Genomic DNA, 26300 nt, shown 5'->3' with positions numbered 1-26300 from the left:
GTGTGTATATGCAAAAAGCAATTAGTTTCTTTCTCCTTTTGTTTTGCTTAATTGTAGTAAACGAAACGTATGCCTATTCACCAAAATCTTTACCAATCTCTCAAAACTCTGATCAATGGCAAGTGAATATTGATAAACCGAAAAAAACAAACAAGAATATGCTTCAAGCTAAAAAAGATGAATTTCAAACATATCATTTTTCAGTAAAGAATGTCGGGAATAGTGAAGTATATAATGTAAACGTCGAAGTATTCCGCAACGAACCAAATAAGAAAACGAAATATGAACTCTTTTCCCTAAAGGAAAGTCGTTTGGCAAGCGGAAAAACTGGATTTGAACACGCTAATTTACCCGTTGCTACAAAAACAGATGAAGTTGATGTTATTATTACATGGCAAGAACACCCATTCCGATCGATGCGAAATGGTCAAAAAGTTGAATCTAGAAAATTTAAAGAGCATTTTGTTTTTAAAGAAGCTAAAAAGTAAATGCGATACGGATATATTCACACTATCATTGATATAGCTTTATTTACTAGTACCAGTTCTTAAGCAAATTAAAAAGTCGTGGCTTATAAATGCCACGACTTTTTATATTAATTCGTACTAATGCCTCTCGCTGCCCAAATGCGATCGATATCAGCAGCATGTTGTCCGCCATATAAAAGAGCATCCGCTTGCTTAATCGCTTTCGCTCCATCACTGAATTTAGAGTTTGGTGTTAATGACCAGTGTGATTGTAAAATGATTTTTGTTGCTACATCACGGCCAAAAGCTTGTGCCATTTCGTATTGGCCTTGAGCCCAAATTTCACCATCATCATGCACTTCATTCGTTATATCTTTCGGATATACTTTATTCGTATCTAATCGGCGTAAGCATGTTGGATCTGAACTAGAATAAGCTGTCGCATCCCATTCTCCAACACATGCTTTACCATATCCAGTAGTCGATACTGCATCTTCATATGTAGCACCTAAGAAGTCGCCAAATCCTTCTCCCATCGCTCCACCTTCTGCTGAACTACCAAAGCCAGGAACTTGGTTATCTTGAATCGAATGCCCATATTCATGTGCGATAATACCAGCATCTTCTGCATCATCAACACCCCCAGTACCGAAAGTCAAAGCTTTTGTTGATGGAGAATAGAATGAGTTATCATCAGTTGTACCATTAACATTCACTTTTATCGAACGGTTATTAATATTTTTAAAACCTAGACTTTGAATGTAACGTTGCAATGTGTCGATATGATAGTACGACATAACATCTTCAAAGCTATCATTTGCGCGTGTATAGTTAAATTGTAAATTCGTAGATTTTGTTTTCGCTTTTGAAGAAATCGTTACATACTCTCCAATTAAAAATCCTGTTCCATCTAAACCTTTTAACGTAACAGTTTTCAGTTGGTTCGTTAGTGCTGTTGAATCTGCATCGTTATTATCTTTTAAGCCTACTTTACTACCGCTAGATACGACTGGGTTAGGTAAAAATACTTTTCCTGACCCTTCAGCTTTTCGGTTTATATCAACCTTTTTAATTAACTTTCCATTTTCTGCATCAATAAATGTTTCCCATGCACCAAATGGATTATTAGAATGGACTACAACTTTATATACTGGACGAGCAATTCCTTCTTCAACAATATATCCGAACTCTTTATCTGTAGGAGCCCATAAATTTTGCTCACTTGCTTCTCCAACATACGCCATTGATTTTTGTATTGCATCTTTTTCACTAATTTTTGTCGTTACTTCCTTCACACCTGTAACAGGCTGATAATCAGAAACAGCGAGTACTCCCTTTCCCTCTCCGTTAAGCGTAACTGTTATTTGTTTTGAAAATACAGGTGCACCATTAACAACTTGTTGGAACCTAACATATGAAGCTACTGACGTTTCTGTTGTAGAAATATATTGCAAGTCTGAAAGGTCTGTTTTCAATCCATACTGCGCAGCATTTTCTTTTAAATATTCAGTTGCTTTTTTCTGTGGCGAATAAGCTTCTAACTTTACTTGCTGTTGTTTTTCCAATGCCGAAACCGTAGAAATCGTCCCCATTACTAACGGCACGGTCATTGCCATTGCCACCATTTTTTTATTAAACATAGAACCACTCCCCCTAATAAAGTAGCTCAACCTTATCCCATTACCACTAGGCAATCATTCCCCGCAAAACGGATGGATAAAAATTGAATCTACGAGTAATTCTCTATGAACACTTCTATTACCTTTCCATTTAGGGTAAGTGAAATTTTCTCAATATTTATGTGTAAAGTGAACACAATACTTTAGAAAGAAATTTCTAAATCCATTCCTTATCCCTAAAGCTTTTCATATTACTGTTTAAAAAATAGACTTTTTTTACCTAACGGTAGGTTGAAAAAATCACTTGTAAATGATACGATTTAAATAACCTTTTTTTAGGAGGATCTATATGAGTAAAAGTGAAGAAACACTCTCTTCAATAATGGAAGCAAGTTATCGCCTTTTTGCTACGTACGGTATTGTTAAAACAACTTATACGATGATTGGTGAGGAGGTTGGTATCGCAAAACCATCTATATATTACTACTTTAAGTCTAAAGATGCTTTAATTGAATGTATTTTTACTGAATTATGTAAAGCTATGCAGTTCTCTTCTTATTTCCATACAGAAGAGTTTACAAAGTCAAATTTTATTGAAAAATGTATTGCAATTGGCCTTAAAATAATTGATGAACAGCGAAACGACCCTTATTTTAACCGAGTGTTACAAGAATATGTATTACTATCTTCAAGAAACAAGATGTACAAAGATCGATTACTAACTGTGCAAACAGAATACTTACATGGATTTGAAGTACTCCTTACAAAAGCAAATGAACTTCAATTAATTGAAAATAAAAATCTAGTTTCAAAAGCTCATATGTTAGCATTAGTGCTTGATAATATCGGAAATTTTATGATGATTGATGCAAAGATAGATTATAAACAAATTTGGATTGAAGCTGTAAATAACATTTTTGAAAGAAGGGGTTGAAGTGAATACAAAAAAACGCATTATCGGCTTAGATTTTGCTAGAGCTTGGGCGATGTTTGGTATGCTACTTGTTAATTTCATGGTGATAACAGGTGCAGAAGGAAATGGTCCCCCTTTTTTAATAACCTTCATGTCACTATTTGAAGGTAGAGCCTCTGCTTTGTTTGTTATACTTGCTGGCATTGGTATAACTTTAATGACTAGGTCAGCCGTTGCTAGCAATGAACAAATAAAAATTTCTAATAGCCGAAAGACCATATGGAAACGATCACTTTTCTTATTTATTTTAGGATTACTACTATATGTAATGGAGTGGACTGGGGATATATTACACTACTATGGTGTTTACCTTTTCGTTGCTGCATTACTCATGACAGTACGCAAAAAACTATTACTTTTTCTTTCTATCATTATTTTATTGTTCGCACAATCTCTTCAGCTTACTTTCAATACTTTCGAGGGTTGGGTAGGTCCAACTCCATTTATAAATTATGTAGACTTCTGGACAATAAAGGGTTTTCTTCGCAACTTATTCTTTAATGGCTATCACCCTATTTTCCCTTGGTTCTCGTTCTTCTTAATCGGTATGTTAATTGGCAGGTTAGATCTTCATAATAAAAAAATAAAAAAAAGATTACTCTTACTCGGTATTACAATCACAATATTGACAGAACTTTTATCAAAAGGACTTACACACTTTTTTATTCCATACATCGGCAGAGAGACCGCCATATTTTTATTTAATACAGGACCCATCTTACCAAATGTATTATATATTTTATCTGCTACAGGATCCTCTATTGCTATATTAATCATTTGCCTCTATATCGCTGAAAAATATAGAAATAATTGGTTTGTCACTTCCATTGTGCAAACAGGACAATTAACATTAACTCATTATGTCAGTCATGTATTTATCGGTATTGGGACATTAATTCTATTAAATAGAATGGAAAATCAATCACTACTATTCGTTTTATTATTTGCTACTGCATTTTTCATTTTCAGCATTTTAATTAGTGTGTTATGGAGAAAGAAATTTTCTAGAGGTCCTATCGAATGGATTATGAGGAAATTAGCCGGATAAATTTCCATCATACAAAAAGGAAGTTGGAATCATTCCAACTTCCTTTTTTCTTTAATTAGCTGCACTTAATTTAATTCTAAGTTTTGTTTCACCTAAAGAAAGTTCATCGTCTTCGTTCGTTAAGTGACCAAATGTAAATTGTTTAACGAGTAAGTTTTCTTCCAATAAATCTTTATGGTTCGTTAACGTTCGCTGTAGCTCTACTTCTGTATCAAGAATAACATCGACTCGTAAATTAACTGGTAAATTCAACTGTTTACGATATTCTTGAACCGCACGAATGAATTCACGCGCTACTCCTTCTTGCAACAATTCTTCCGTTACATTCGTATCTAACATAACTGTATATTGTCCGTTAGTCGTATTAGAGAATCCTGATTTTGCAACTTTCTCAACTAACACATCTTCAGCAGTTACAACTACTTCTTCTCCTGGTGTTGCTTCGTAAACTGCTCTTCCTGTTGATACAAAGTTTTGCACTTCTTCTTGTGATAATTGTTTTAGCCAACCATTCACTGCATTCACATTTTTACCGAACTTCGGCCCCGCTGTTTTAAAATTAAGCTTCAATTGATATGATGTGTATTTTGTTTCATCGAGTTCAACATGGAACGCTTTTACATTTAACTCATCCATAACGATATCACGATAAGATTCCCAATCCATATCATTCTCGTTATGCTCAAGTAATACAAGTTCTGCTAGCGGCTGTTTTACTTTTAAAGAATGCTGATTACGGTTACTTCTTCCAAGTTCAACAACTTGTAAAACAGCATCCATTTCCGCTTCTAATTTCGGCTGAAGTAGTGATTCATTTACAACTGGATAATCGGCTAAATGAACGCTGCTTCCTTCTAAATTCAGATGAATGTCTTCCGCGACAAATGGTGTAAATGGTGCAATTAATTTACTAATTGTTACAAGTACTTCATGAAGTGTCTCATACGCAGCTGCTTTCTCAGCGTTCATACCAGATTCCCAGAAACGATTACGTGAGCGTCTTACATACCAGTTACTCACTTCATCTACAAGTGCTGCAATTTCACGAGCTGCATTCGTAAATTGATAATCATCAAGTGCAGTTCTCACTTTTTCCGTTGTACTATGCAATCTTGATAATACCCATTCGTCTAATTTCGTAAGCTTTACATCATACGTTTCTTTCGGATTATACTCATCTAAATTTGCATATAAAACGTAGAAGCTATACACATTGACTAATGTATCTACAAATTTAGATTTCGCTTCCAGTACTGTTCTTTCAGAAAAACGCTTCGCATTCCACGGGGCACTATCAACAAGTAAAGCCCATCTTAGCGCATCTGCACCAAATTTATCTACTAAATCAACTGGATCTAGTGCATTTCCTTTGCTTTTAGACATTTTCTGCCCTTCTTCATCTAAAACATGCCCTAGTGATAACACTCGTTTATACGGTACTTTTCCTGTATATAGTGCTGATACTGCTAATAAACTATAAAACCAGCCGCGTGTTTGATCAATTCCTTCTGCAATAACATCCGCTGGAAACTGCTCTTCAAATAACTCTTTATTTTCAAATGGGTAATGATATTGTGCAAATGGCATAGAACCACTATCAAACCAAACATCAATCACTTCTGGTGTACGATTCATTGTGCCTCCGCATTTCCCGCAGCACACTTGTACTTCATCTACATACGGCTTATGCAATTCCAAATCTTCTGGTGTTTCTTTCGTACTATACTTTCTTAATTCGGCAATGCTCTTCGGTGCGAACTGATGATTGCAACTTTCACATTCCCACACGTTTAATGGTGTTCCCCAATATCTATTTCGGCTAATATTCCAATCCACCATATTTTCTAAAAACTTACCAAAACGTCCATGTTTCATATGATCCGGATACCAAGTAACAGAATCATTATTTTGTAAAAATGTATCTTTAATTGCAGTTGTTCGGATTAACCAACTTTCTCCTGCATAATAAAGTAGTGGTGAATCACAACGCCAGCAATGCGGATAGCTATGTTCATATTTTTCTTTATGATACAGTAAACCTTCCTTCGCTAAATAACGAACGATATCCACGTCACAATCTTTTACAAATTTCCCTTTCAAAAATGGTACTGCTTCTGTATACTCACCTTTTTCATCTACAACGTGCAAGAATGACAATCCTTCACTTTGAACGACTCTATAATCGTCCTCTCCATATGCTGGAGCAATATGAACAAGTCCTGTACCACTATCTCCCGTTACAAAATCTGCTGCAATAACGCGGTAACCATTTGTAACTTCTTTCATCGGAAATGGCGCTGTATAAGATGTGTTTAATAATTCTTCGCCTTTATGAACAGATAATACTTCATAGTTCTCTTTTAATACTTCTTGTACACGTTCTTTCGCAACAATGTATACATGACTTTCTTGTTTTGCTTTAACGTATTCCATATTTGGATGGACAGCAAGCGCAACGTTTGCTGGAAGTGTCCAAGGTGTCGTTGTCCAACCTAAGAAATACTCATTTTCACTATCTTTCACTTTAAACTTCACAGTTGCACTTAAATCTTTTACTGTTTTATACCCTTGTGCAACCTCATGTGAGCTCAATGAGGTTTGGCAGCTTGGGCAGTATGGTGAAACTCTATGTCCTTTATATAACAATCCTTTTTCATGGATTGTTCCCAAAATATGCCATACACTTTCGATATATGGATTCTTTAAAGTTACATATGGATCATCCATATCTACCCAATAACCAATACTTTCAGTGAATTCACGCCACTGCTTCTCATATGTGAAAACACTCTCTTTACACTTTTGAATAAATGGTTCAATGCCATATTCTTCGATCTCATGTTTACCAGAAATACCAAGTTGCTTCTCAACGCCTAATTCTACAGGTAAACCATGTGTATCCCATCCCGCTTTTCTTAACACTTTATAACCAGCCATCGTTTTATATCTTGCTACTAAGTCTTTAATTGTTCGTCCAAGTGCATGACCTACATGCGGTAGTCCGTTCGCCGTTGGTGGTCCTTCATAAAATACGAAAGACTGTGCGCCTTCTCGATTCTGAATTGATTGTTCGAAAATATTTTGTTCGTTCCACTGTTTGCGAATTCGCATTTCTCTTCCTACAGCTGATTCTTTTACATCTACTTTTTCCATATACAATCACTCCTTTGAATATTTTAAAGCACACAAAAAACCCGTCCCTATAAAGTAGGGACGGGTTTACCCGCGATACCACCCTAATTCTATTAGCTTTTTCACTAATAGCACTTAGCAACGTACTATCATACGTGTTCTTTGTAACGGTAGACATCCGTCCGGGCTTACTTACTTTCAGCCTCGGCTCCTCGGAGATGATTTTCAAATAACGTCTGCACACCGGCTTTCAGCAATATACCGGCTCTCTGGAGAGCAGCTCACTATTTTACTCTTTCTCGTCTTCAGATTTGTATACTTTGTTAAAAGTTATTTTATGCCATTTAGCAACTAATTGTCAACTAATTCAAAATATATCCTTATCTTTTTTCCCTATTCTTATACAATTACTTTTCAAATTCTCGCAATGCTGCTAAATTTTCATCATCCTCAATAAGTTCAGCAAAGAATCCCGATTCATCCTCACGAAGGACAAATTCAAGCTCTTCCTTCGCCTCTTCATTTCTATTTAACTGCGCTAAATAACAAGCACGATCATATCTTGCTAACAAATCACTCGCGTCAATTATTAATACTTCATTTGTTATTTTTTCTGCCTTTATCGTTTGACCGACACCATGATATGAAGATGCTAAAGAAAGAAGAATTGCTGTTTCATTTGGATGATGTACAGAAGCATTTTCTAATACTTGAATTGCCTCTTCAAACCTTTCTTGACTTTGATATATTTCTCCTAAAGCAAGAAATGCTCTACTTACAAACGGTGTTTGCTCTGTTAATTGTAAGATAATCTTTTCTGCTTTTCTTTCTTCCCCTGCTTTAAAGAATACTTGTGCTTGCAGAAGAAGAGTATCATAATCATCTGGTAGTTCTCGAACCATTTGTTTCGTTAATTCCAAAGCATCTCTTAACATATCTTCTTCCTCGCACTCAACGAAAAGATTTACAAGTTGCTTCGCTACGTCATAATCCCATTTATTTTCTAGTGACGTGTGTAGAATCTCTATTGCTTCTTTATTCATCTCGACATTCTCATAAAATAGCGCAAATCGCTGTGCTGCCATACTATTTTTCGGATTTAACTTTAAAGAGATTTCATATAAATCAATTATCATAGTAACCATTGAAATTTCTTTCGCACGATTTTTCATACGATAAAAAGCTCTCGTAATGATAGATCGTTTCGGCTGTTCATGCAGCTGGCGTTCAATCCATATTTCCGTAACCGCAGCTGCAGCATACATGAATGCTGTACTTCTTTCTGCTTTTTTCACCTTTAACGTATGAAGAAAATCTCGTATGTTAGACAATTTTTTATGTTGCTCTACTGCTTTTACATAAACATCAAATATACGTTCATTATCAAAATCTTTTTGTATTACTTTCATTGCAACTTCAATTGCTTTTACATTTCTTTTTTTCACTAATACTTTTGCATAATGATATAGTACTTCTATATGCTCACCATCTAATTGTAGCGCGTATTCAATCTGTGCTTGTTCTTTATCTGTTTCATTCATCGCTCCGTACACATATGCAATCGCATCTAAACGCCATATTTCAGGTACTTCGTCCGCTAATTGTTCTAGTTCAATCAGCAATTCTTCCTGAAGGTTCATTTCTACTGAAAGCTGTGCCAAATATTCCATATTAATATGCAACGGCTCTTCTTTCATCGCCTGAACCATATGACTTTGTTCTTTAGAACGGTTTTCTTCTTTTTCGTATATTTCCGCAAGCTGTAAATGTACACCTACGAAATTCCCATCAAGCTCTAAACATGTTTCATACGCCTGCTTTGCTTCCGTCAATTGCCCTAATGCCATAAGTGTTTCGCCAATTCGGTAATACGGTAATGCCGTTTCCATTTGTTCTATCGCCTTATTATATCTTTTCATCGCTTGGCCGTACTGTCCAATAGATTCATACAAAATACCTGCATAACAACCGTACTCACTTACTTCATTTCTTTCTTTGTGTAACGTTCTTAAAAATGCTATACCTCGTTGTACAAATTCCGTTCCTTTAATTCGATTCACATATTCATCTAACGCACTTGCTACATTATAATCACTTTTCTTTATACCATTTTCTAACTTAGATAGCGCTACTTTAAATCCTTCTTCATTTCCACCAAGTTCAATTTCAGCATCCCATAAAACCATTCCTGCATTCATGAGGAAATCTTGGCTCTTTTCAATTTGCTTCTCAAGACCAAGAATATATTCTTTTGCTTCCTTATATTGTTCTCTTGCCATATAAACTTGTGTAAGTCCGAAGTGAGAATAAACATCCTCATCATTTTCTTCTAAAGCACGCTTATACAATACTTCTGCTTCTTCCAAGCTATCATTTTGAAAATGATAGTCACCTAATTTTACGTAAAGAGGTGCTTTATCATCACAATTCTCAATACCGTTTAATAAAATTTCTTTCGCACTTTCTTCATCCTTCAAATCAGATTCGTATATTTCCGAAAGTTTCGTATAAATGTAAGGTGCATTACTATCCAAATGAATCGCTACTTTAAGCCCTTTTATTGCTAAATATAATTTCCCTAGTTGATGTGCACATCTCGCTCGTTCATACCATACATGCGCTTCATATTTGTACTCTTTTAACAAGTCATTAAAGATTTCATATGCTTCTTCATATCTTTCTAAATCTATTAATATTAAACCGTGATTTGTTAAAGTGAACCTTTCAGGACTACGCTCTAACGCAACTTGAGAGTATTGCAATGCTTTTTCAGATTGATCAATATACATATAGGATAAAGCGAGAAAACTCCAAGCAATAGGCTGATCTGCGTCTAATTGTAACGATAAACGAAAGCTTGAAATCGCTTCTAGATAACTTTCCTGTTCAAACGCATATCTTCCGTTTATTAAATGATATAAAGCACGATTATTTTTCTTCTCAACGCTTGTCAGCATTTGCTCCGCTTTCTCTACTTCCTGAAGACGAATAAAACACTGTGCACCATGCAATTTAACAAAGTCCGAGTTCGGAAACTTTTCCATTAACTTATCGATACAATATAAAATAAATTCTTTATCTACTTCAACATCTAAGTGCTTTATCGTATATAACCACGTATTTGGATTATCACTCGTTTCTTTTAAAAATTGTACTAGGTTACTAATTCCCTCTTTGTCATGTTCATCTAAATGATCCGTAAGAGAAAAAATAGATTTAAAATAACGATTTTCTTCTTCACTTAGAAACGCTAGTTGCTCCTTCTTTTCTTTCGGAACAAACGTGATTGCTAAACAGCCTGTATAACGATATTTTTCTTGTACTTTACTATATTCCACAAGAACTGGCTCTATAAAGTTTGGATCTTGAACATAGAAAGCTTGCAATGTATCATCATATCCAGATAGAACTTGTACGTGTGAAGCATGCTCAATATCTATACTTAATAAAACAGGAATTCCTTCGTCAATCAGTCTCTTATAATTCTCTTCATTCCCTTTAAAATAACGATATTCATAACCTAATTCTTCTAAATAAGAAACAGTATCTGAAAACTTCGAACCTGTCATATCAAAAATAAACTCTGCTATTTCATCTTGTGTACGTTTCTCTCCCCATATACGCAACATCATCTCTAAACTTGTCGGAACACAATAATTATCCTTTTGTACAATAGGAACTATCGGCAAGTGAACCTTTTTTCCATCCGGATTTTTTTCTAAATTATGATATAAAGATTCTTTTAAACTCTTTTCTTCTTTTAATAGTTTTTGTAAATCTGCAAATTTATTCATTTTGTACAGTGCTTCTGCACGTAAATGTACAAAGTAAGTATTATAGGCATGATATGGCAGCTGAGTATTTATGTTATCTATTACCGCTAACATCTCTTCATATTGCTCTAAATCTAATAAATACTTTATCTTCTCAAAATGAAAATATGGTACTTGTGGGAATTTTACAATCGCATCATCGATTAACTGTATCGCGCGTTTTTGTTCTCCTTTATTCGCATACAATTGTGATAATAAATAGGTAGATAACTCTTCACAATCTTCATGCTGCATGCCAGCAATAAATTGTTCTTCCGCTTTCTCCCATTCACCTGTATGCATATAAACGTAGCCCCATTTATCAAACACTGCGCGCGCACTGTACTCCTCTGCTTTTTGCATATACATTAACGCTTCTTCGTTTCGTTTCATTTCTAAAAGACATCGTACTAACGTAAAATATGTTTTCGCTAAAAAATCTGCATCTATTTCTTCTTTACTTAACTCTTCTAAAGAAGATTTTAACAACTGCTCTGCTTCAAGAATTTTCCGCTCATCAATTAACTCATCACAATATAAAGAGAGCGTTCTCATATTTGGGAATTTTTTATAAGCGTAACGAATGAGGAATGAACTGTATTGGTGCATAAGCCCTTCATCAGTAAGGCGAATTAATATATCGAACTCCTTATGCGAAGGAATATTGGCAAGCCAATTCTTCACATAGGATAAAGTATTCGTTTCTTTTATATATGCAATTTCATTATTTATTTCCTGTAATCCATCTACAAATCTCTTGTCTTTTAAACAAGTTTCTAACTGCTTAAAATCTAGCATGCATTCACCTCGAATTTATATTTATACTGCTACTTGCTTAGATTTTACACACCATATAGTATGTATTCAACTAAAATCTCTTATAATGGATGGTATTAATTAATATTATTCAAATTTATAACAAAATATAGTAAAAATGATTGTTTTTCTCCGTATTTTGTTTAATTATATGGAATAACGTAACATGCGGTTTTAATCTTGTAGAAGCTGAAATTAGTACATAAAATTATATCGGCGATAATTCAAATATATCAGCGATTCTTTCATTTTATCGGCGATTTTCAAATTATATCGACCGATTCTTAACATATATCAGCGATTATATGTCGAATATCGACTTATCGACATTAAACGACAAGCCTTATACATCATACCTTTTAACAAACTATGTCACCAAATGTAATTTTCATATTGGGAGCGTATACAAAAGAAGAATACACATGAAATATTTTAAAAAATCGTAGTTCAGCTTCATATTGAGCTAGCGCATTATCATATGTTAATCCTCTGGCTATTAAACGTTCTACAAATTGTTGCTTATCACCCGGATCACCTGCAATCCCCTCTTCTTTTAATGATTGATACAAATCGTTTTTATCATTGTGATGCATATTTGAATCTAAAAAGTTCACTTTATCGCTTACTCTACATTCAATATTTTTCACACCTAATTCACTTAAATATATCGGTATTTTCATGCCTATATTGCCATCTTTACCATTTCTTTGCGTATCACTTTCAAATAATTTCTGCAAAACACCTAGCTGAATAAATTCCGATTGTTTCTCCCCATCTAGTAAATAAGAAGCCATATTAGAAATCCAATGTGGTTCAAAACAGATTATTTTCCCGCCTCCTTTTATATACAAAACTAAAGTTCTCTATATAATAGCCGTATTCCTACACTTTTCTTAAAATTTCAAAGCAAAAAAACTAGTGTATTTTTAATAATACACTAGCTTTTTATTTGGAATAAAAATTTAACAAGTACAATCACAATCAAAACAATCCGTACAGTCTAAATCGTCACAATCTGCTTTTCTCTTTCTTTTGTTTCTTTTAAGATAATAATACAGTAGCCCAAACAATAGTATACAAATAACAAAAGCTATTATTGCTTCTGTATACTTATTTTGAATCATAAAACCAATTCCACTTCCACCTGAAATAAAAATTAGAATTAAGTAAATCCAGAACATCTATGTAAATACCTCCATTACTATATATCTTAAGATAATATCCATATAACACTAGAGGAAATGAATAATCCCATACCATTACCGCTTAATACACCAGTAGTTATTCTTAGCAAATTTGAGCTACTTCTCCATTTCCACTTTTGGGTGAACCCATCGATAAGTAACGGAATTTGAGCAAAAAATGATAGTATGATTGCCAAAAGAAATGAAGGTGTCATATAAAAATAAATTGGAAACATTAAAATACCAATAAGCATGCCTGTACAACGCGCACATAAAGGTATGTACTTTTGTAGTTTAAAAAAACTCCTATCTAATCTTCTATGACAAGGAATTTGTAAAATAAAAGTTCGAATCAATATGAATCACCCTCTCTAAAAAGATTTTAATTGATTTTGCAAAAAAAATATATATCCAATAAAAAAACAAACCAGGTTTATACTAGACCCAGTTTGTCAGTTTACTACTATGTTACATCTCCTCAGGTGCCTCCACCCCAAGTAAACGTAATCCTTCTTTTAATACAACCGTCACAGCATAAACCAATGCGAGTCTGCTGTCTTTTTCTTTGCTGTCTTTTTCTTTGCTCTCTTCTAATATACGAACATTACCGTAATATTTATTGAATGATTGTGCTACATCTAATATATATTTCGAAATAATAGATGGCTCATTTTTATTGAAAGCTGCTTCAATTATTTGCGGGAATTTATTTAGTAATTTTACGACACTCCAGCTATGATCGTCTTTTAAAGCAAATGTACATGTTTCAAATTCTACACTTTCTTTTCTTAAAATAGAACAAGCACGTGCATGTGTGTACTGTACGTAAGGTCCTGTTTCTCCTTCAAATTTCAGCATGTTTTCTAATGAGAATTCGATATTGTGCATACGCTCATTTTTTAAATCGTGGAAGATGACTGCACCAACACCGACTTGCTTTGCTACTTCTTCTTTCTGTTTTAAGTTTGGATTTTTCTCTTCAATATTTTGTTTTGCAAGTTCGATTGCTTCTTCGAGTACTTCTTCAAGTAAAATAACTCTTCCTTTACGTGTCGACATTTTCTTACCATCTTTTAAAATGAAGCCAAACGGTACGTGTTCCATACCATCAACCCAAGTATAGCCAAGTTTTTTTAATACGGTGAAAAATTGATTGAAATGTAAGCTTTGTTCTGGACCAACAACATATAGCGCTTTATCAAACCCATAAGTGTTTTGACGATATAAAGCTGCCGTTAAGTCACGCGTTGCATAAATCGTCGCACCATCTGATTTTCTAATTAAGCAAGGCGGCATTCCTTCTTCTTCTAAATTAACGACTAATGCACCTTCTGATTCTTCAAGCAACTCATGTTCTTCTAAAATCCCAATAAAATCTTCCATTAAATTATTATAAAATGCTTCTCCCTGAAAATTAGTAAATTCTACACCGAGAAGTTCATAAATGCGAGAAAATTCTTTAAGGGACTCATGACGGAACCAATTCCAAAGCTCTACCGCTTCTTCATCACCTTCTTCTAATTTCTTAAACCAAGCACGTCCTTCTTCTTCTAGTTCTTCGTCGTCTTTTACCTCTTCATGGAATTGGACATATAACTTAAATAGCTCACGTATTGGATCTTCTTTAACTACTGCTTCATTTCCCCATTTTTTATAAGCCGTAATTAACTTTCCAAACTGTGTTCCCCAATCTCCTATATAATTAATCCCTACAACTTCATATCCACATTTTTCAGCGATATGTTTCAGCGAATTTCCTATCATTGTAGAACGTAAATGCCCCATCGAAAAAGGTTTCGCGATATTAGGAGAGGAATAATCAATTACTACTGTTTTTTCACAGCCAAAGTGGTTTTGACCGAACTCTTCTTTCTCCGCTAAAACTGTTTTTAATACTGCATCACTTACAGTTTCACGATTGAAAAATACATTTACATAAGGACCAACGGCTTCTACTTTCGTAAAAAACGGATTATTTAATTTCTCAGCAACTTCCTTTGCGATAAGAGCTGGTGCTTTTTTATATTGCTTCGCTAATGAAAAGCATGGGAACGCTGCATCTCCAAATTCATCTTGTTTCGGTGTTTCAATTAAATCTAAAATTTGTTTTTGCGTTAATTCATTCGTGAAAATATTAGATAAACTTTCCGCAAACTGCATTTTATAATCCATGATACAACCTCCTTATTTTTTAAAACACAAAAAACTCGTCTCTAAAAAAGAGACGAGTTTTAACCCGTGGTACCACCCTTGTTGTTCGTTACGAACCACTTTCCCGTTTATAACGAGGACAGGGGGCCTCGGCTTTCTCTACTATTCGTTCAAGAAGCATCTCCGAAGTGCGCTTCATCTTTTTCTTCCGTACTAGGCTCACACCATCCCTAGCTCGCTTTCCTTCTAAAAAAGACTACTCTCTTCATCACAGACAGTATATTTAATTAATTATTGCTTATTATACATCTTTTCAAACAATTAGCAAGGGTGAATTACACCAAAGTGAAACTTAGCACTTTTTCTTTTGTATACATAAAAATTGTGTTTTTCAAATCTAGAACTACGAAAATGATCTTTTAAAACGACACGTTTTCTCGCCACTCGTTTTGCCTCCACAATTGTTTCGTCAGTAATATCATGATACAAAGCGAAGTGTTTTAATCCTTTAATTCCGTCGGATTCTATGACAGTTTCTTCAAACATCGGATCAAGGTAAACGACATCGTAACTATTGTCTTCACATTGCGCTAAAAATGAAAAATGCTCCGTTTTCTTTACTTGAATTCTTTGCATTGCTTCATCAATTTCAGAAACGGATGAAGACCATGTTTTCAAACCATTTTCCATAATATAAGCCATATACTCATTGCCTTCAAGTCCTGTTACTTTTCCGCTTTCACCAACAACATAACTAGCTACAATACTATCTGATGCCATCCCGAGCGTACAATCTAACACTGTCATTCCTCTCTCTAATTGCGTGGCTTGTACAAACGGATCGTGTTCTCCACGCATTAACCTTTTCACACGAAACATCGCTGAGTTCGGATGAAAGAAAAACGATTCTTCCGTACCTTTTGGATAAATAGCTAATCGGTTCTTCCCTACGACAAGCACATCTTGTTCATACTGCTCATGTAGCTTATGTACTGGTATGTCATTACGTTTAACGAATGAATGATTTAATTCTGCGGCTACCTGCTTTGCATAATCTGTCATTTCTTTATTCGTTCTTCCTGCTGTTGTTACGATCATTGTTTCACCTCTATATAAAGAAAAGAGGGAGATTTACTCTCCCCCTTCTTTAGCAATTCTTTTCGAAAGCTTGTTCTAAGTTCGTAATAATTTCGTCCATAGTTGCACCTTCAATTTCATGACGGTGAATGAAGTGAACAACTTCTTTTCCTTTTAATAATGCCATAGATGGTGAAGATGGAGGAATTTCTCCGAAGTATTCACGCATTTTTGCAGTAGCATCTTTATCTTGACCTGCGAATACAGTTACAAGATGATCAGGTTGTTTTTCAGCACGAACAACCGCTTGACCTGCTGATGGACGTGCTAAACCAGCTGCACAACCACAAACAGAGTTTACAACTACTAAAGTTGTACCTGATGTATTTTCCATAAATTCTGTTACAGCTTCTTCTGTAGTTAACTCTTCAAACCCAGAACGCACTAACTCTTGGCGCATTGGGATTACCATTTGGCGCATGTATTCTTCATAAGCATTTGACATCTTGTAATCTCTCCTTCAACTTTCATTCCAAATTCATCATATCACGCTCTATTAATAGGTGCAAAAGAAAGATAACGATGATTTCATTTTTTTGTAGGGATTTCACAAACCCCACCGCGGCAATGCCCCACTGGAACAAGTTTTCTATTGTTAGCGATATAATCGTATACTTTACTTCCAAAACCAAGTACGATAGATAACTTTATAAAAGGAACGGCAAACCAATAAGATGGAACGGCCTTTGCTAATACATGTATGCTATGAATGCCGTCATACCACTTATTATTTTTAAAAATATACAATCTTTGTTCCATCTTACTTTGTAGTTCTTGAGAAAGCTCATACTTCTCAACTACATCTTCATCTCGAAATGAAACAAATTTCATCTTACCCTTTTTATCTAATTTTTTCGTACGTTCTGCAACCGCCGTACACATCGGACACCAACTATCATAGAAAACAATCATATATTATTCCCCTTTACGAGACTCCGTCATTTGTTTCCATACAGAACCTTTTGCTTCTTCTCCGCCTTCAATACGTTCTAATGCTAGACGTGCTTGCATAGCTACTTCAAACTCTGGATCATCTTGCGCTGCTTTTAATGCTGGAATCGCACTTTCATCTCCAAGTTCAAATAAGAACATAGCTGCACGCCAGCGTACTAATTTACTTGGATCTTTCAGAGATTTAATCATAACAAACATCGCTGCCGGATCACCTACATCTGATAAACAATCTCCTGCAGTACGACGAACACTTACAGAGCGATCTAATAAAGCTTTATATAATAACGGTAATACTTCATCACCTTTTACCATACCTAAATACGCTGTTGCTAAACGGCGTATTGAAACTTTTTCATCATCTAACGCCATCTTCAACACTGGAATATCTTCTTCAGTAGGATCCATTTGTTCTAATGCTGCAAAACGGTTTTTCCATTCAGAATCTTTCATCATCTCTTCTGTTACTTTATATGGCTCACGCTTTTGGATCGTTACTTCAACAGCACCTGCTTGATTTAATAATTCTTTAACCGTTTCATTTACACGTTCTTCTGAATAAGCAGCAACAATCTCTTCTACTACTTCTTTCCCGATTTCTTCAAAGTTACCGTAACGTGTACTTTGTTCCACCCATTTACGCTCTTTTACAACATTTGGTGCAGACATTTGCACTTTCATAATTGATTCTTTAAAACGATCAGGTAAACCAACACGTTCTTCCGTCGTTCCATCTGTTAACTTTACTTGCATTGGAATTGTAAAGAACATTTGAACAAACACTTTCACTTCTCCAAAATGAGCAAGTTGTTGTTCTTCACTTTCTTCCACTACTTCTTCGCCGAAAACAGCACGAACTTGTTGTAATAAAACTTTCCAGTCATACTTCGCATTTCGCTCCACTGCTAAAAAGTCGGCTACATGATACACACCTTTAATGCCTTCAATTTTCAAAATTTCTTGCACTTGCATTGGTGCCTGTTCTTTATTTTCATTTGTATAATTATTACGTGCTCCTGATGGTAATACTTCATTCAAAATAACTTTCATTGTGTTTGGACTTGGCGTCGGTTCAATTGCTTTAATCTTCACGTAAAAAACTCTCCTTTATTGCATGTTCTTAGCTGTATTGTAACATGTTATCACTCTATACTCCTACTCGGATGCTTAATTTTACTACTTTCTTCCCGCTACCATACTATTTCATTCTTTTTACATTTTAAATTAGGAACGGGATTTTAAAAGCTTTCGTTTCCGATGATTTTTATTTTTTATCCATTTCTTGAGGCATCGCCATTATTTTTGAAAAAAACACGCTAAACAAAAAAATATAATAAGCTATCCATATGGATAGCTTATTTACATAATTTTCGTTATTGGAAGACAACTATTTTTATAAATACAAAAGGCAGAAAAGTATATAGATTCTACAAAATATTTTGATTGTGATACATTTACAGAATCTCTTATTTTATAATTAATGTCTTATTATTTTTTGGAGGGAATTCGATGAAAAAGTTTGTTTTGATATTTGGGCCACAAGCAGTTGGGAAAATGACAGTTGGACAAGAACTAGCAAAGATGACTGATTTAAAATTATTTCATAACCATATGACAATTGATTTATTGGAGCCATTGTATGGATTCTCTTCGGAAATGTGGCGATTAACCCATCTTTTCCGAAAGGAAATATTTCAATCATTTTCAAAGAGTGAACATTATGGAATGATTTTTACATACGTATGGGCGTTTAATGAAAAGAAAGATTGGGATGATGTTGAAAGTATATGTAATATTTTTCGTTCCCAAGGGGTTGATATTTATTTTGTTGAATTAGAAGCTGATGTAGAAGAAAGACTTCAACGAAATAAAACACCTCATCGACTTGAACATAAGCCAACGAAAAGAAAGATTGAACAATCTGAACAAAATTTATTAAGCACATTTGAAAATTTTAGATTAAATTCAAGAGAAGGAGAAATTACAGAGAAAAATTATATAAGGATCAATAATACGAATTTAAATGCTACAGAAGTAGCTGAAATTATAAAGAAAGAATTTCAACTATAGTTTTTTTTAACAAATTGAACAGTTCGGATTTTATGAATATCGTATACATTTCTAATTAACATAACGTCCTATTATCGGTTGCAACAAAAAGGGATTCCTTACTCTCAGAAGGAATCCCTTTTTTTATTTTCTATCACTCGATTCATCTTTTTATACATTCCTATCCTGTGATGGGTTTTACGATTCTCGTTTGTTACTGGATTAGCCAAAAAACGTTATAAAATTTTGTATACTCTTTACTTGTTTTTTCAAAAAAGCTGGCGGTATCCCCTCTTTAAGTTTATTAAAATACTTTCCACAATTTTTTCCGAAGCTATTACTTAAAATCACCTTTTATTACGATGCCCCCTCCCGCCTTCTCTCCAAAAAGGTAATACTCTCAATCACAACTTCAGTTCTATATATTCTCTTGCCTTGTTCATCATCGTAATTACTAGTCTGAATACGCCCTGTAATCCCAACGAGCGACCCCTTCTTACAATATTCAGCTACATTCTCAGCCGATTTGCGCCAAACGACACAATTAATAAAATCGACTTGTTGTTCACCTAAACTATTTCGAAATCCTCTATTCACCGCAACACATATTCGTGCATAAGCGACGCCTTGTTTTGTGTAGTATAATTCTGGCTCCTTTGTCAATCTACCGATTAATACAACTCGATTCATCATAAGTTATACCACCTCACATGTTTTTCTTCATTGTAAGGAGAAATGTTTGAATGGTAAAAAGCACAAAATGATATATCCGTAAGTAGAAAGTATTATTTTGGACCTTACAAAACAAAAAAAGAAACCATACATAGTTCAAACATGTATAGTTTCAAAATTTATTACACTTCAGTACAAGATATGTAATATCCTCCGCGAGCCATCTTTATTTCAGCACGGTACATTACATTTTCTAAGTAGAAAGTAATCGGTTTAACTTTACTCTCAAATTTTAGTCTTTCATTGCATTCAGTTGCATATCCTTCAATCGCTGAAGTAATAACTTTTGATGATGGATACGTTAAAGCTTCATCTAGTTCTATGAAAAAACTTTTAGAAAATAATTTTTTCATAATCCCCTTCTTCTCTTTCATCATATTCCATCTCCTTCACTTCAAGTTGCTATCATCCATATTATACCATACATTCAATATATCTTTGAAAATAAAAAAATCCTGCATTTTTCATGCAGGATTTTTTTATTAGTCATTTTTCGTAAAGTAAGAAACGAAACGAAGAATTTCTAAGTATAACCATACTAATGTAAGCATTAGTCCCATCGCAGTATACCACTCCATATATTTCGGAGCTTGACTACGTACACCATTTTCGATTAAATCGAAATCTAGTAATAAGTTTAATGCAGCAACTACAATAACAACTGCACTAATAATAATACCGATTGTACCACCTTGGTGAATGTATGGAACAGTTACACCAAACATATTTAGTAGGAATACGACTAAATACATAACCATAATTCCAAGTGTTGCTGCCATAACGCCTGTACGGAATTTATCCGTTACTTTTACTACGCGTGTTGCATATAACACTAACATTGCAAATAGAATTGAGATTGTTAGTAATACAGCATTTAAAACGATAGAATCGCCAAATTTCATTGTATAAACTGCTGAAATACTTCCTAACACAACCCCTTCTACCGCTGCATAGATTGGTGCACCAAAAGGTGAAATGCGCGGGAAGAACATAGACGCAAATGCGATGATTGCCGCAACGATTAAAGCACCAATTAATACTGGCATCTTCATCGTCCCCTGCATCATCTGTATGTATGAATAGACAGACGTTGCAAGTAGCAAGATAAGCATAATGAACGTTTTGCCTACTGTTCCGCCAATCGTCATCGCAGAAGCGCTTGCTCCCTCTTTACGGAATGCCTCTTTTTTCAACATTGGATTAGATGTTCTCATTTTTTCCCTCCTAAAATAGGTTCTACCAATAGTGTAAAGTTTTTCTCTTTACTTTTCAATATATGCAGCTTGTTTTTATTTTAATCCTTCAACGATGTCTGATAGTTCACTCCATCTTTCCATCTGTTTTTCTAGCTCTTCTTCTGTTTTCTGCTGTGCTTCAGATAATTCCTGTGCCTTTGTGAAGTCAGATCCAACTTTCGCAAGTTCTTCTCCAATTGACTCAATTTTCTCTTCAAGTTCGGCAATTGTATCTTCAATCGTTTCCCATTCACGCTGCTCATTATATGAAAGTTTACGTTTACGTTGTTGTTTTGGAGCTTCTTCTACTACTTTTTTCTCTTTTTGAACTTCCGCTTTCTCCATAAGTTCTCTCGTTTTTTCCATTTCTAAATAATCTGTATAACTACCTAGGAATTCACGCACTTCGCCTCCGCCAGTAAAGATGAACAGTTCATCTACTACTTTATCTAAGAAGTAACGGTCATGCGATACAGTTAAAACGACACCTGGGAAATCTTCTAAATAATCTTCTAGTACTGTTAATGTTTGTGTATCTAGATCATTCGTAGGTTCATCAAGTAAAAGTACGTTTGGTTCTCCCATTAAAATACGTAATAAATATAAACGTCTTCTTTCACCACCAGATAGTTTACCAAGCGGTGTACCATGTGAATGCGTCGGGAATAAGAAACGTTCTAACATTTGAGATGCACCAATTACTTTTCCATCTGTCGTATGAATAACTTCTGCAATCTCTTTAATGTATTCAATCATACGCTGATTTAAATTCATCTCTTCATTTTCTTGCGTATAATAAGCAACTTTTACAGTTTGCCCAACTTCAATTTCACCACTATCAGGAGATAACTTACCTGCAAGCATATTTAATAGCGAAGATTTCCCGCTTCCATTCGCTCCAATAATTCCGATGCGATCGCCTGGTTTCACAATATGATTAAAGTTGTTTAATACCGTTTTATCACCAAATTTTTTCGTTACATCTTTTAACTCAAGTACTTTTTTCCCAAGACGGCTACCGCTAAGTGCAATATCAACTGACTGTTTTGCAGCTGGTCCTTCTAGTTCCTTTAGCTCATCAAAACGCTGAATACGCGCCTTTTGTTTCGTAGAACGGGCTTTTGCACCACGACGAATCCAAGCAAGTTCACGACGATATAAATTTTGGCGTTTCGATTCTTGTGCCAATTCTTGCTCTTCACGAAGTGCTTTCGCTTCTAAAAATGTACTATAGTTTCCTTCGTAGCTATATAATTTACCATTATCTAATTCAAAAATACGGTTCGTCACACGATCTAAGAAATAACGATCATGGGTTACAAGTAATACCGCACCTGTATATCTTGCTAAATATTCTTCTAACCATTCAACTGTCTCATGGTCAAGATGGTTCGTAGGCTCGTCTAAAATTAATAAATCAGGTGTTTCAATAAAACATTGTGCCATTGCGATACGTTTTTTCTGTCCACCAGATAAATTCCCAACAATTGCAGTGAAATCTGTAATTCCTAATTTCGTTAAAAGAGATTTCGCACTTGCATTTGCTTCCCATGCACTCATTGCATCCATACGTTGCTGCACTGCAAATAATTGTTCCTGTACTTTTTCATTACTTGGATCTTTTTCAATATTTAATAGTGCTTTTTCATAATCACGAAGAAGACGAATTAAAGGTGTATCACCATGGAACACTTGCTCTAATACTGTTAGTTTTTCATCAAACTCTGGTTGCTGTGATAAATAACTAATTGTATACCCACGTGAATGCGTCATATCACCTGTATCAGGAGTTTCTAATCCTGCAATAATTTTTAATAATGTCGATTTACCAGTTCCGTTTACACCAATAATTCCGACACGTTGTCCTTCTGTAATACTACATGATAATCCATCAAATAACGGCTTTTCTCCATATGATTTTGATAAGTTCTCCACAGTTAACATTTTCATATTTGTGCATTCCACTCTTTCATAAATTGTTCAATAAACTGTTCCATATAACGATGACGAATTTCAGCCTCTTGTTTTGCTGCATTCGTATTCATTAAATCTTTTAATTTCAAAAGTTTTTCATAAAAATGATTTAAAGATGGATCATTATTTTTTCTATACTCTTCTTTCGTCATTTCTTCACGCGGCGGAATAGTTGGGTCATACATTAATCTCCCTTTCGCCCCACCATATGCAAATGTACGAGCAATTCCTATTGCACCAAGAGCATCTAAACGATCCGCATCTTGAACAATTTTCCCTTCAAGTGACTCTACTGTGCCGCCATGGCCACCTTTATAAGACATATTGGCGATGATATGAAGAATATGTTTACTTTCCTCTTCTTCAACCCGTAGCTCTTCTAACCAATCAGAAACTTTTTTCATTCCTGCTTCTTCACTTTCATTTAGCTTTTCATCTGCCACATCGTGAAGTAATGCTGCCATTTCAATTATAAAACGATTTCCACCTTCTTGCTCAGATAAAGAAATCGCCATTTTATGTACACGTTCAATATGATACCAATCATGCCCACTCGCATCTTTTTCTAAAATATGTTTTACAAAAGTAATTGTTTTTTGAATTTTTTCTTGTTTTGTCATTTTATCTTCACCCAGTTACTTATTGTAACACGCCCGCATTTTTTCATCACATATTTTCTTGTCCGCCCATACACTAGGTGGTAGGCATCATCATGAAGGAGGAATAAACATGTTCTATAATAATCAACCGCCTTATCCAAGGCAACCATTGTATCCTCAACAACAAGAACAGAGATACACAGAACAATACGAAGAACAAGAGTTACAACAGCAAGAACCACAATATGACGAAAACCCATATGCAACAACGCAAAACCAAGAAACTGAATTTCAACAAAATCCATATGACACACGTCCAAATTATGAATATCCTCAAAATCCATATGCAGCACCACAAAATCAAGAACAGCGATATCCTCAAAATCCATATGTAATACCACAAAACCAAGAACAACAATATCAACAAAATCCATATGCAGCACCACAAAACCAAGAACAACAATATCAACAAAATCCATATGCAGCACCACAAAACCCATACACAACTCAACCACAACAACCGCAATACCAACAACAAATGTATCAACCAAACTACGACGCACGTGTCTCACCACCTAAACCACCAACAATAGATCCAACTCAACCACAAATCTTACCACCTGGACCAACACTAGACATTACACAACCACAAATCTTACCACCTGGACCAATTACTGAACCAACACAACAACAAATTCAACAAGTTGTCGGTACACAGTTTTTACCTTTCAAGAAACCCGTACTAGATTTCGTAAAACCATGGGTAGATTACGGTTTAAATGAAGCAAAACATACATCACATGAACACGCATTAACAGAAGTTGCTGCGATTATGTTTTTAGTTGGTAAAGGCTTCAATCCGACGATCGCACATTATATCGTTGAATCTTGGGAGAAGAATGAACAGTTTTAGGGTTGTTTATTTGATAAAATATAAAAAACACAAAAGTGCCAAACCCCTTATACCACAAGGGTTTTGGCACTTTTCAATATCTAAAACAAATTTTATTGAAATAATTATTTTTAAAGATTTTCATACTTTTTTATATAGTACGTGAACATATACAGTACAAAATTACACCTTTGTATACACATTTTTAGAAACATCTTACGTTTATCAAACAATAACCAAAAGACGTACCTGCAACCTCATCATATAAATAATAGATATTAAAAAGAGGACACTATAAGCGCCCTCTTCCTTAGGTTTTAAATATGTTCTCCATGATCCATAAACACTTCAATTGCTTCGTTTTGTGGTATGTCTTTTACATTAGTAAGACCAAAAGTAAAAACAGCGGATAACATCATCATTAATAAGATTGCTTTTTTCATTTTAGCGCCCTTCTTTCTATGCTCTTTTTGTCTGCATCTAAAGCGATGTGCAAATACTTGCTTGCTTTTCTGTGATTTTCTGAACCATAGAATCTTTCACCTAAAAGAGAAGCATATTCTTTTACCCAATCATATAATTCTTCTTTTTCAAAATACGAAATACCTTCTATAACCACATTTTCTAATTCTTCTTGCGGTACATAGTTATGTACTGCTTTTAAAATTCGGAAATGATGACGATAACATAAGTCGCTAATCTTATAGCCATTCTCAATATATTCATTAGCGATATCACTATAACCTAACTTAAAATGTTCTCTTGCTAAAAGAAACATAGTTTTAGCGTTATTTTCTAATGAATCCTCTAAGTGTTTAATTGCTAACTCTGGCATGTTTTGACTTGCGTATAAAAGTCCTAAATTATGCTTAACTCGTTTAATAAGAAGTTCATCATTAGATTTTTGGAAGGTACCTAGTGCTGAAAGTAAATATTCCTCTGCACTTTCGAATTCATTTAGTCGAATGTGTGCCATTCCTAAAGTATTTAAGCATGCTGCAGTTTTTAATTCATACCCTGGACTAATTGAAAATACTTCATTCGCCTTTGTAGCAAATTGAACTGCTAGGATCGGTTTTAATACGTGATAGTAATGGACTGCAAGCCAATAATTAAATTCTGCTTTTTCAATTTCATCATGCATGTATTCTAAAAACGTTTCAGCTTTTTCAAATTGCATTCTTGCTTCACTATGGTTTGCTTTATTAATAGCGTAAATTGCTTTAAATAAATGATGATAGTACTCTAAAAATGTTTCTGTAGACTCTGGTAAAGGCTCGATTTTGTCCAGAATATCTTTTGTACTATCCATATCCCGAATTAGCAGTTTATACCGTGCATTCAATAAAGCGTAGTAGACTAATATTGTTTGGTCTTCCTTAATATTATTGATTTTATTTGCAATATCTTCTTTTATTTTCTGAGACTGTAATACACGTTGTGAAATCATAGCTTGATACCATTCGTTTAATAATTTTGTGATTTCTTCTTTAGAAATAATGTCAACACTCATCTACTTCTACCCCCTT

The 26300-nt window shown here is 34.5% G+C and carries 22 protein-coding genes, 1 pseudogene and 2 other annotated features; of the genes and pseudogenes, 5 read left to right on the top strand and 18 right to left on the bottom strand.

Annotated features, from left to right (window positions below; genetic code table 11):
• The first annotated feature begins 8 nt into the window (after positions 1 to 8).
• A complete protein-coding gene (locus ES895_RS08390; protein ID WP_048564443.1) occupies positions 9 to 488 on the top strand; it encodes a hypothetical protein in 480 nt (159 codons plus the stop codon).
• A gap of 107 nt (positions 489 to 595) precedes the next feature.
• Here ES895_RS08390 and ES895_RS08385 read toward each other — a convergent pair whose 3' ends face one another.
• Positions 596 to 2107 carry a M36 family metallopeptidase gene (locus tag ES895_RS08385; RefSeq protein ID WP_000482274.1) on the bottom strand — a complete coding sequence of 504 codons (1512 nt, stop codon included), beginning with the start codon at positions 2105 to 2107 and terminating at the stop codon, positions 596 to 598.
• A gap of 328 nt (positions 2108 to 2435) precedes the next feature.
• On the opposite strand from ES895_RS08385, the gene ES895_RS08380 reads away from it, so the two are divergent.
• Both ES895_RS08380 and ES895_RS08375 read left to right on the top strand, forming a co-directional pair.
• A complete protein-coding gene (locus ES895_RS08380) occupies positions 2436 to 3020 on the top strand; it encodes a TetR/AcrR family transcriptional regulator (protein WP_000045224.1) in 585 nt (194 codons plus the stop codon).
• A 1-nt stretch (position 3021) separates the two neighbouring features.
• Positions 3022 to 4107, top strand: coding sequence for a DUF418 domain-containing protein (locus tag ES895_RS08375; RefSeq protein WP_030025508.1), 1086 nt, complete (start codon positions 3022 to 3024; stop codon positions 4105 to 4107).
• Between the two features lie 51 nt (positions 4108 to 4158).
• Here ES895_RS08375 and ileS read toward each other — a convergent pair whose 3' ends face one another.
• The 10 genes and pseudogenes from ileS to ES895_RS08325 all read right to left on the bottom strand — a co-directional run bounded on the left by ileS (position 4159) and on the right by ES895_RS08325 (position 18382).
• Complete coding sequence (gene ileS, locus ES895_RS08370) at positions 4159 to 7260, bottom strand: isoleucine--tRNA ligase (protein ID WP_098326818.1); 3102 nt, start codon at positions 7258 to 7260, stop codon at positions 4159 to 4161.
• Between the two features lie 53 nt (positions 7261 to 7313).
• Positions 7314 to 7554: a binding site (T-box leader), on the bottom strand.
• 92 nt (positions 7555 to 7646) lie between these two features.
• Positions 7647 to 11849, bottom strand: coding sequence for a bacteriocin-processing peptidase family protein (locus tag ES895_RS08365; protein WP_135238287.1), 4203 nt, complete (start codon positions 11847 to 11849; stop codon positions 7647 to 7649).
• 377 nt (positions 11850 to 12226) lie between these two features.
• A pseudogene (locus tag ES895_RS08360) lies at positions 12227 to 12712 on the bottom strand (class I SAM-dependent methyltransferase); the annotation flags it as partial.
• A 117-nt stretch (positions 12713 to 12829) separates the two neighbouring features.
• Positions 12830 to 13048 (bottom strand): hypothetical protein, encoded by a 219-nt coding sequence (locus ES895_RS08355; protein ID WP_000498601.1) that lies wholly within the window; start codon positions 13046 to 13048, stop codon positions 12830 to 12832.
• A gap of 29 nt (positions 13049 to 13077) precedes the next feature.
• Positions 13078 to 13407: a DUF2085 domain-containing protein gene (locus ES895_RS08350; protein ID WP_000621475.1), complete on the bottom strand. Its 330-nt coding sequence runs from the start codon at positions 13405 to 13407 to the stop codon at positions 13078 to 13080.
• Between the two features lie 112 nt (positions 13408 to 13519).
• Positions 13520 to 15223, bottom strand: coding sequence for an arginine--tRNA ligase (gene argS / locus ES895_RS08345; RefSeq protein ID WP_135238286.1), 1704 nt, complete (start codon positions 15221 to 15223; stop codon positions 13520 to 13522).
• A gap of 45 nt (positions 15224 to 15268) precedes the next feature.
• Positions 15269 to 15483, bottom strand: a binding site (T-box leader).
• 40 nt (positions 15484 to 15523) lie between these two features.
• The gene (locus ES895_RS08340) at positions 15524 to 16300 is read right to left on the bottom strand and encodes a class I SAM-dependent methyltransferase (RefSeq protein WP_135238285.1); all 777 of its coding nucleotides are present in this window, start codon (positions 16298 to 16300) and stop codon (positions 15524 to 15526) included.
• A gap of 49 nt (positions 16301 to 16349) precedes the next feature.
• Positions 16350 to 16784, bottom strand: a complete 435-nt coding sequence (locus ES895_RS08335; protein ID WP_000063706.1) for a BrxA/BrxB family bacilliredoxin — start codon at positions 16782 to 16784, stop codon at positions 16350 to 16352.
• Between the two features lie 83 nt (positions 16785 to 16867).
• Positions 16868 to 17251: a thiol-disulfide oxidoreductase DCC family protein gene (locus tag ES895_RS08330; RefSeq protein WP_000634873.1), complete on the bottom strand. Its 384-nt coding sequence runs from the start codon at positions 17249 to 17251 to the stop codon at positions 16868 to 16870.
• Between the two features lie 3 nt (positions 17252 to 17254).
• Entirely contained in the window at positions 17255 to 18382 is a 1128-nt protein-coding gene (locus tag ES895_RS08325; protein WP_135238284.1) for a conserved virulence factor C family protein, read from the bottom strand.
• A gap of 417 nt (positions 18383 to 18799) precedes the next feature.
• Here ES895_RS08325 and ES895_RS08320 point away from each other — a divergent pair, with 417 nt between their 5' ends.
• Positions 18800 to 19360, top strand: coding sequence for an AAA family ATPase (locus ES895_RS08320; RefSeq protein ID WP_000714950.1), 561 nt, complete (start codon positions 18800 to 18802; stop codon positions 19358 to 19360).
• A gap of 336 nt (positions 19361 to 19696) precedes the next feature.
• Here the strand turns inward: ES895_RS08320 and ES895_RS08315 are convergent, their stop codons facing one another.
• From ES895_RS08315 to ES895_RS08295, 5 genes are all read right to left on the bottom strand, one after another.
• Complete coding sequence (locus ES895_RS08315) at positions 19697 to 20032, bottom strand: single-stranded DNA-binding protein (RefSeq protein WP_000982014.1); 336 nt, start codon at positions 20030 to 20032, stop codon at positions 19697 to 19699.
• Between the two features lie 161 nt (positions 20033 to 20193).
• Positions 20194 to 20448 (bottom strand): DUF4318 domain-containing protein, encoded by a 255-nt coding sequence (locus ES895_RS08310; protein ID WP_000975140.1) that lies wholly within the window; start codon positions 20446 to 20448, stop codon positions 20194 to 20196.
• Positions 20449 to 20553: 105 nt separating this feature from the next.
• Complete coding sequence (locus tag ES895_RS08305) at positions 20554 to 21285, bottom strand: Bax inhibitor-1/YccA family protein (RefSeq protein WP_001260655.1); 732 nt, start codon at positions 21283 to 21285, stop codon at positions 20554 to 20556.
• 75 nt (positions 21286 to 21360) lie between these two features.
• Positions 21361 to 23256 carry an ABC-F family ATP-binding cassette domain-containing protein gene (locus ES895_RS08300; protein WP_097998225.1) on the bottom strand — a complete coding sequence of 632 codons (1896 nt, stop codon included), beginning with the start codon at positions 23254 to 23256 and terminating at the stop codon, positions 21361 to 21363.
• Positions 23253 to 23900 (bottom strand): HD domain-containing protein, encoded by a 648-nt coding sequence (locus tag ES895_RS08295; RefSeq protein WP_000165966.1) that lies wholly within the window; start codon positions 23898 to 23900, stop codon positions 23253 to 23255. Before ES895_RS08295 ends, ES895_RS08300 begins: the two co-directional genes overlap by 4 nt.
• 109 nt (positions 23901 to 24009) lie before the next feature.
• Between ES895_RS08295 and ES895_RS08290 the strand changes: the two genes are divergently transcribed.
• Positions 24010 to 24792, top strand: a complete 783-nt coding sequence (locus ES895_RS08290; RefSeq protein WP_000499720.1) for a hypothetical protein — start codon at positions 24010 to 24012, stop codon at positions 24790 to 24792.
• Positions 24793 to 25088: 296 nt separating this feature from the next.
• On the opposite strand, the gene ES895_RS08285 is transcribed toward ES895_RS08290, so the two are convergent.
• Both ES895_RS08285 and ES895_RS08280 read right to left on the bottom strand, forming a co-directional pair.
• On the bottom strand, positions 25089 to 25214 hold the full coding sequence (locus tag ES895_RS08285; protein WP_000709202.1) for a hypothetical protein: 126 nt from the start codon (positions 25212 to 25214) through the stop codon (positions 25089 to 25091).
• On the bottom strand, positions 25211 to 26284 hold the full coding sequence (locus ES895_RS08280; RefSeq protein WP_000109861.1) for a response regulator aspartate phosphatase: 1074 nt from the start codon (positions 26282 to 26284) through the stop codon (positions 25211 to 25213). Before ES895_RS08280 ends, ES895_RS08285 begins: the two co-directional genes overlap by 4 nt.
• Positions 26285 to 26300 lie beyond the last annotated feature (16 nt).

This window comes from Bacillus sp. 007/AIA-02/001 (assembly GCF_004634455.1).
Taxonomy (GTDB): domain Bacteria; phylum Bacillota; class Bacilli; order Bacillales; family Bacillaceae_G; genus Bacillus_A; species Bacillus_A cereus.
The sequence above is the reverse complement of the archived record's forward strand: the minus strand, read 5'-3'. Positions and strand labels throughout refer to the sequence as shown.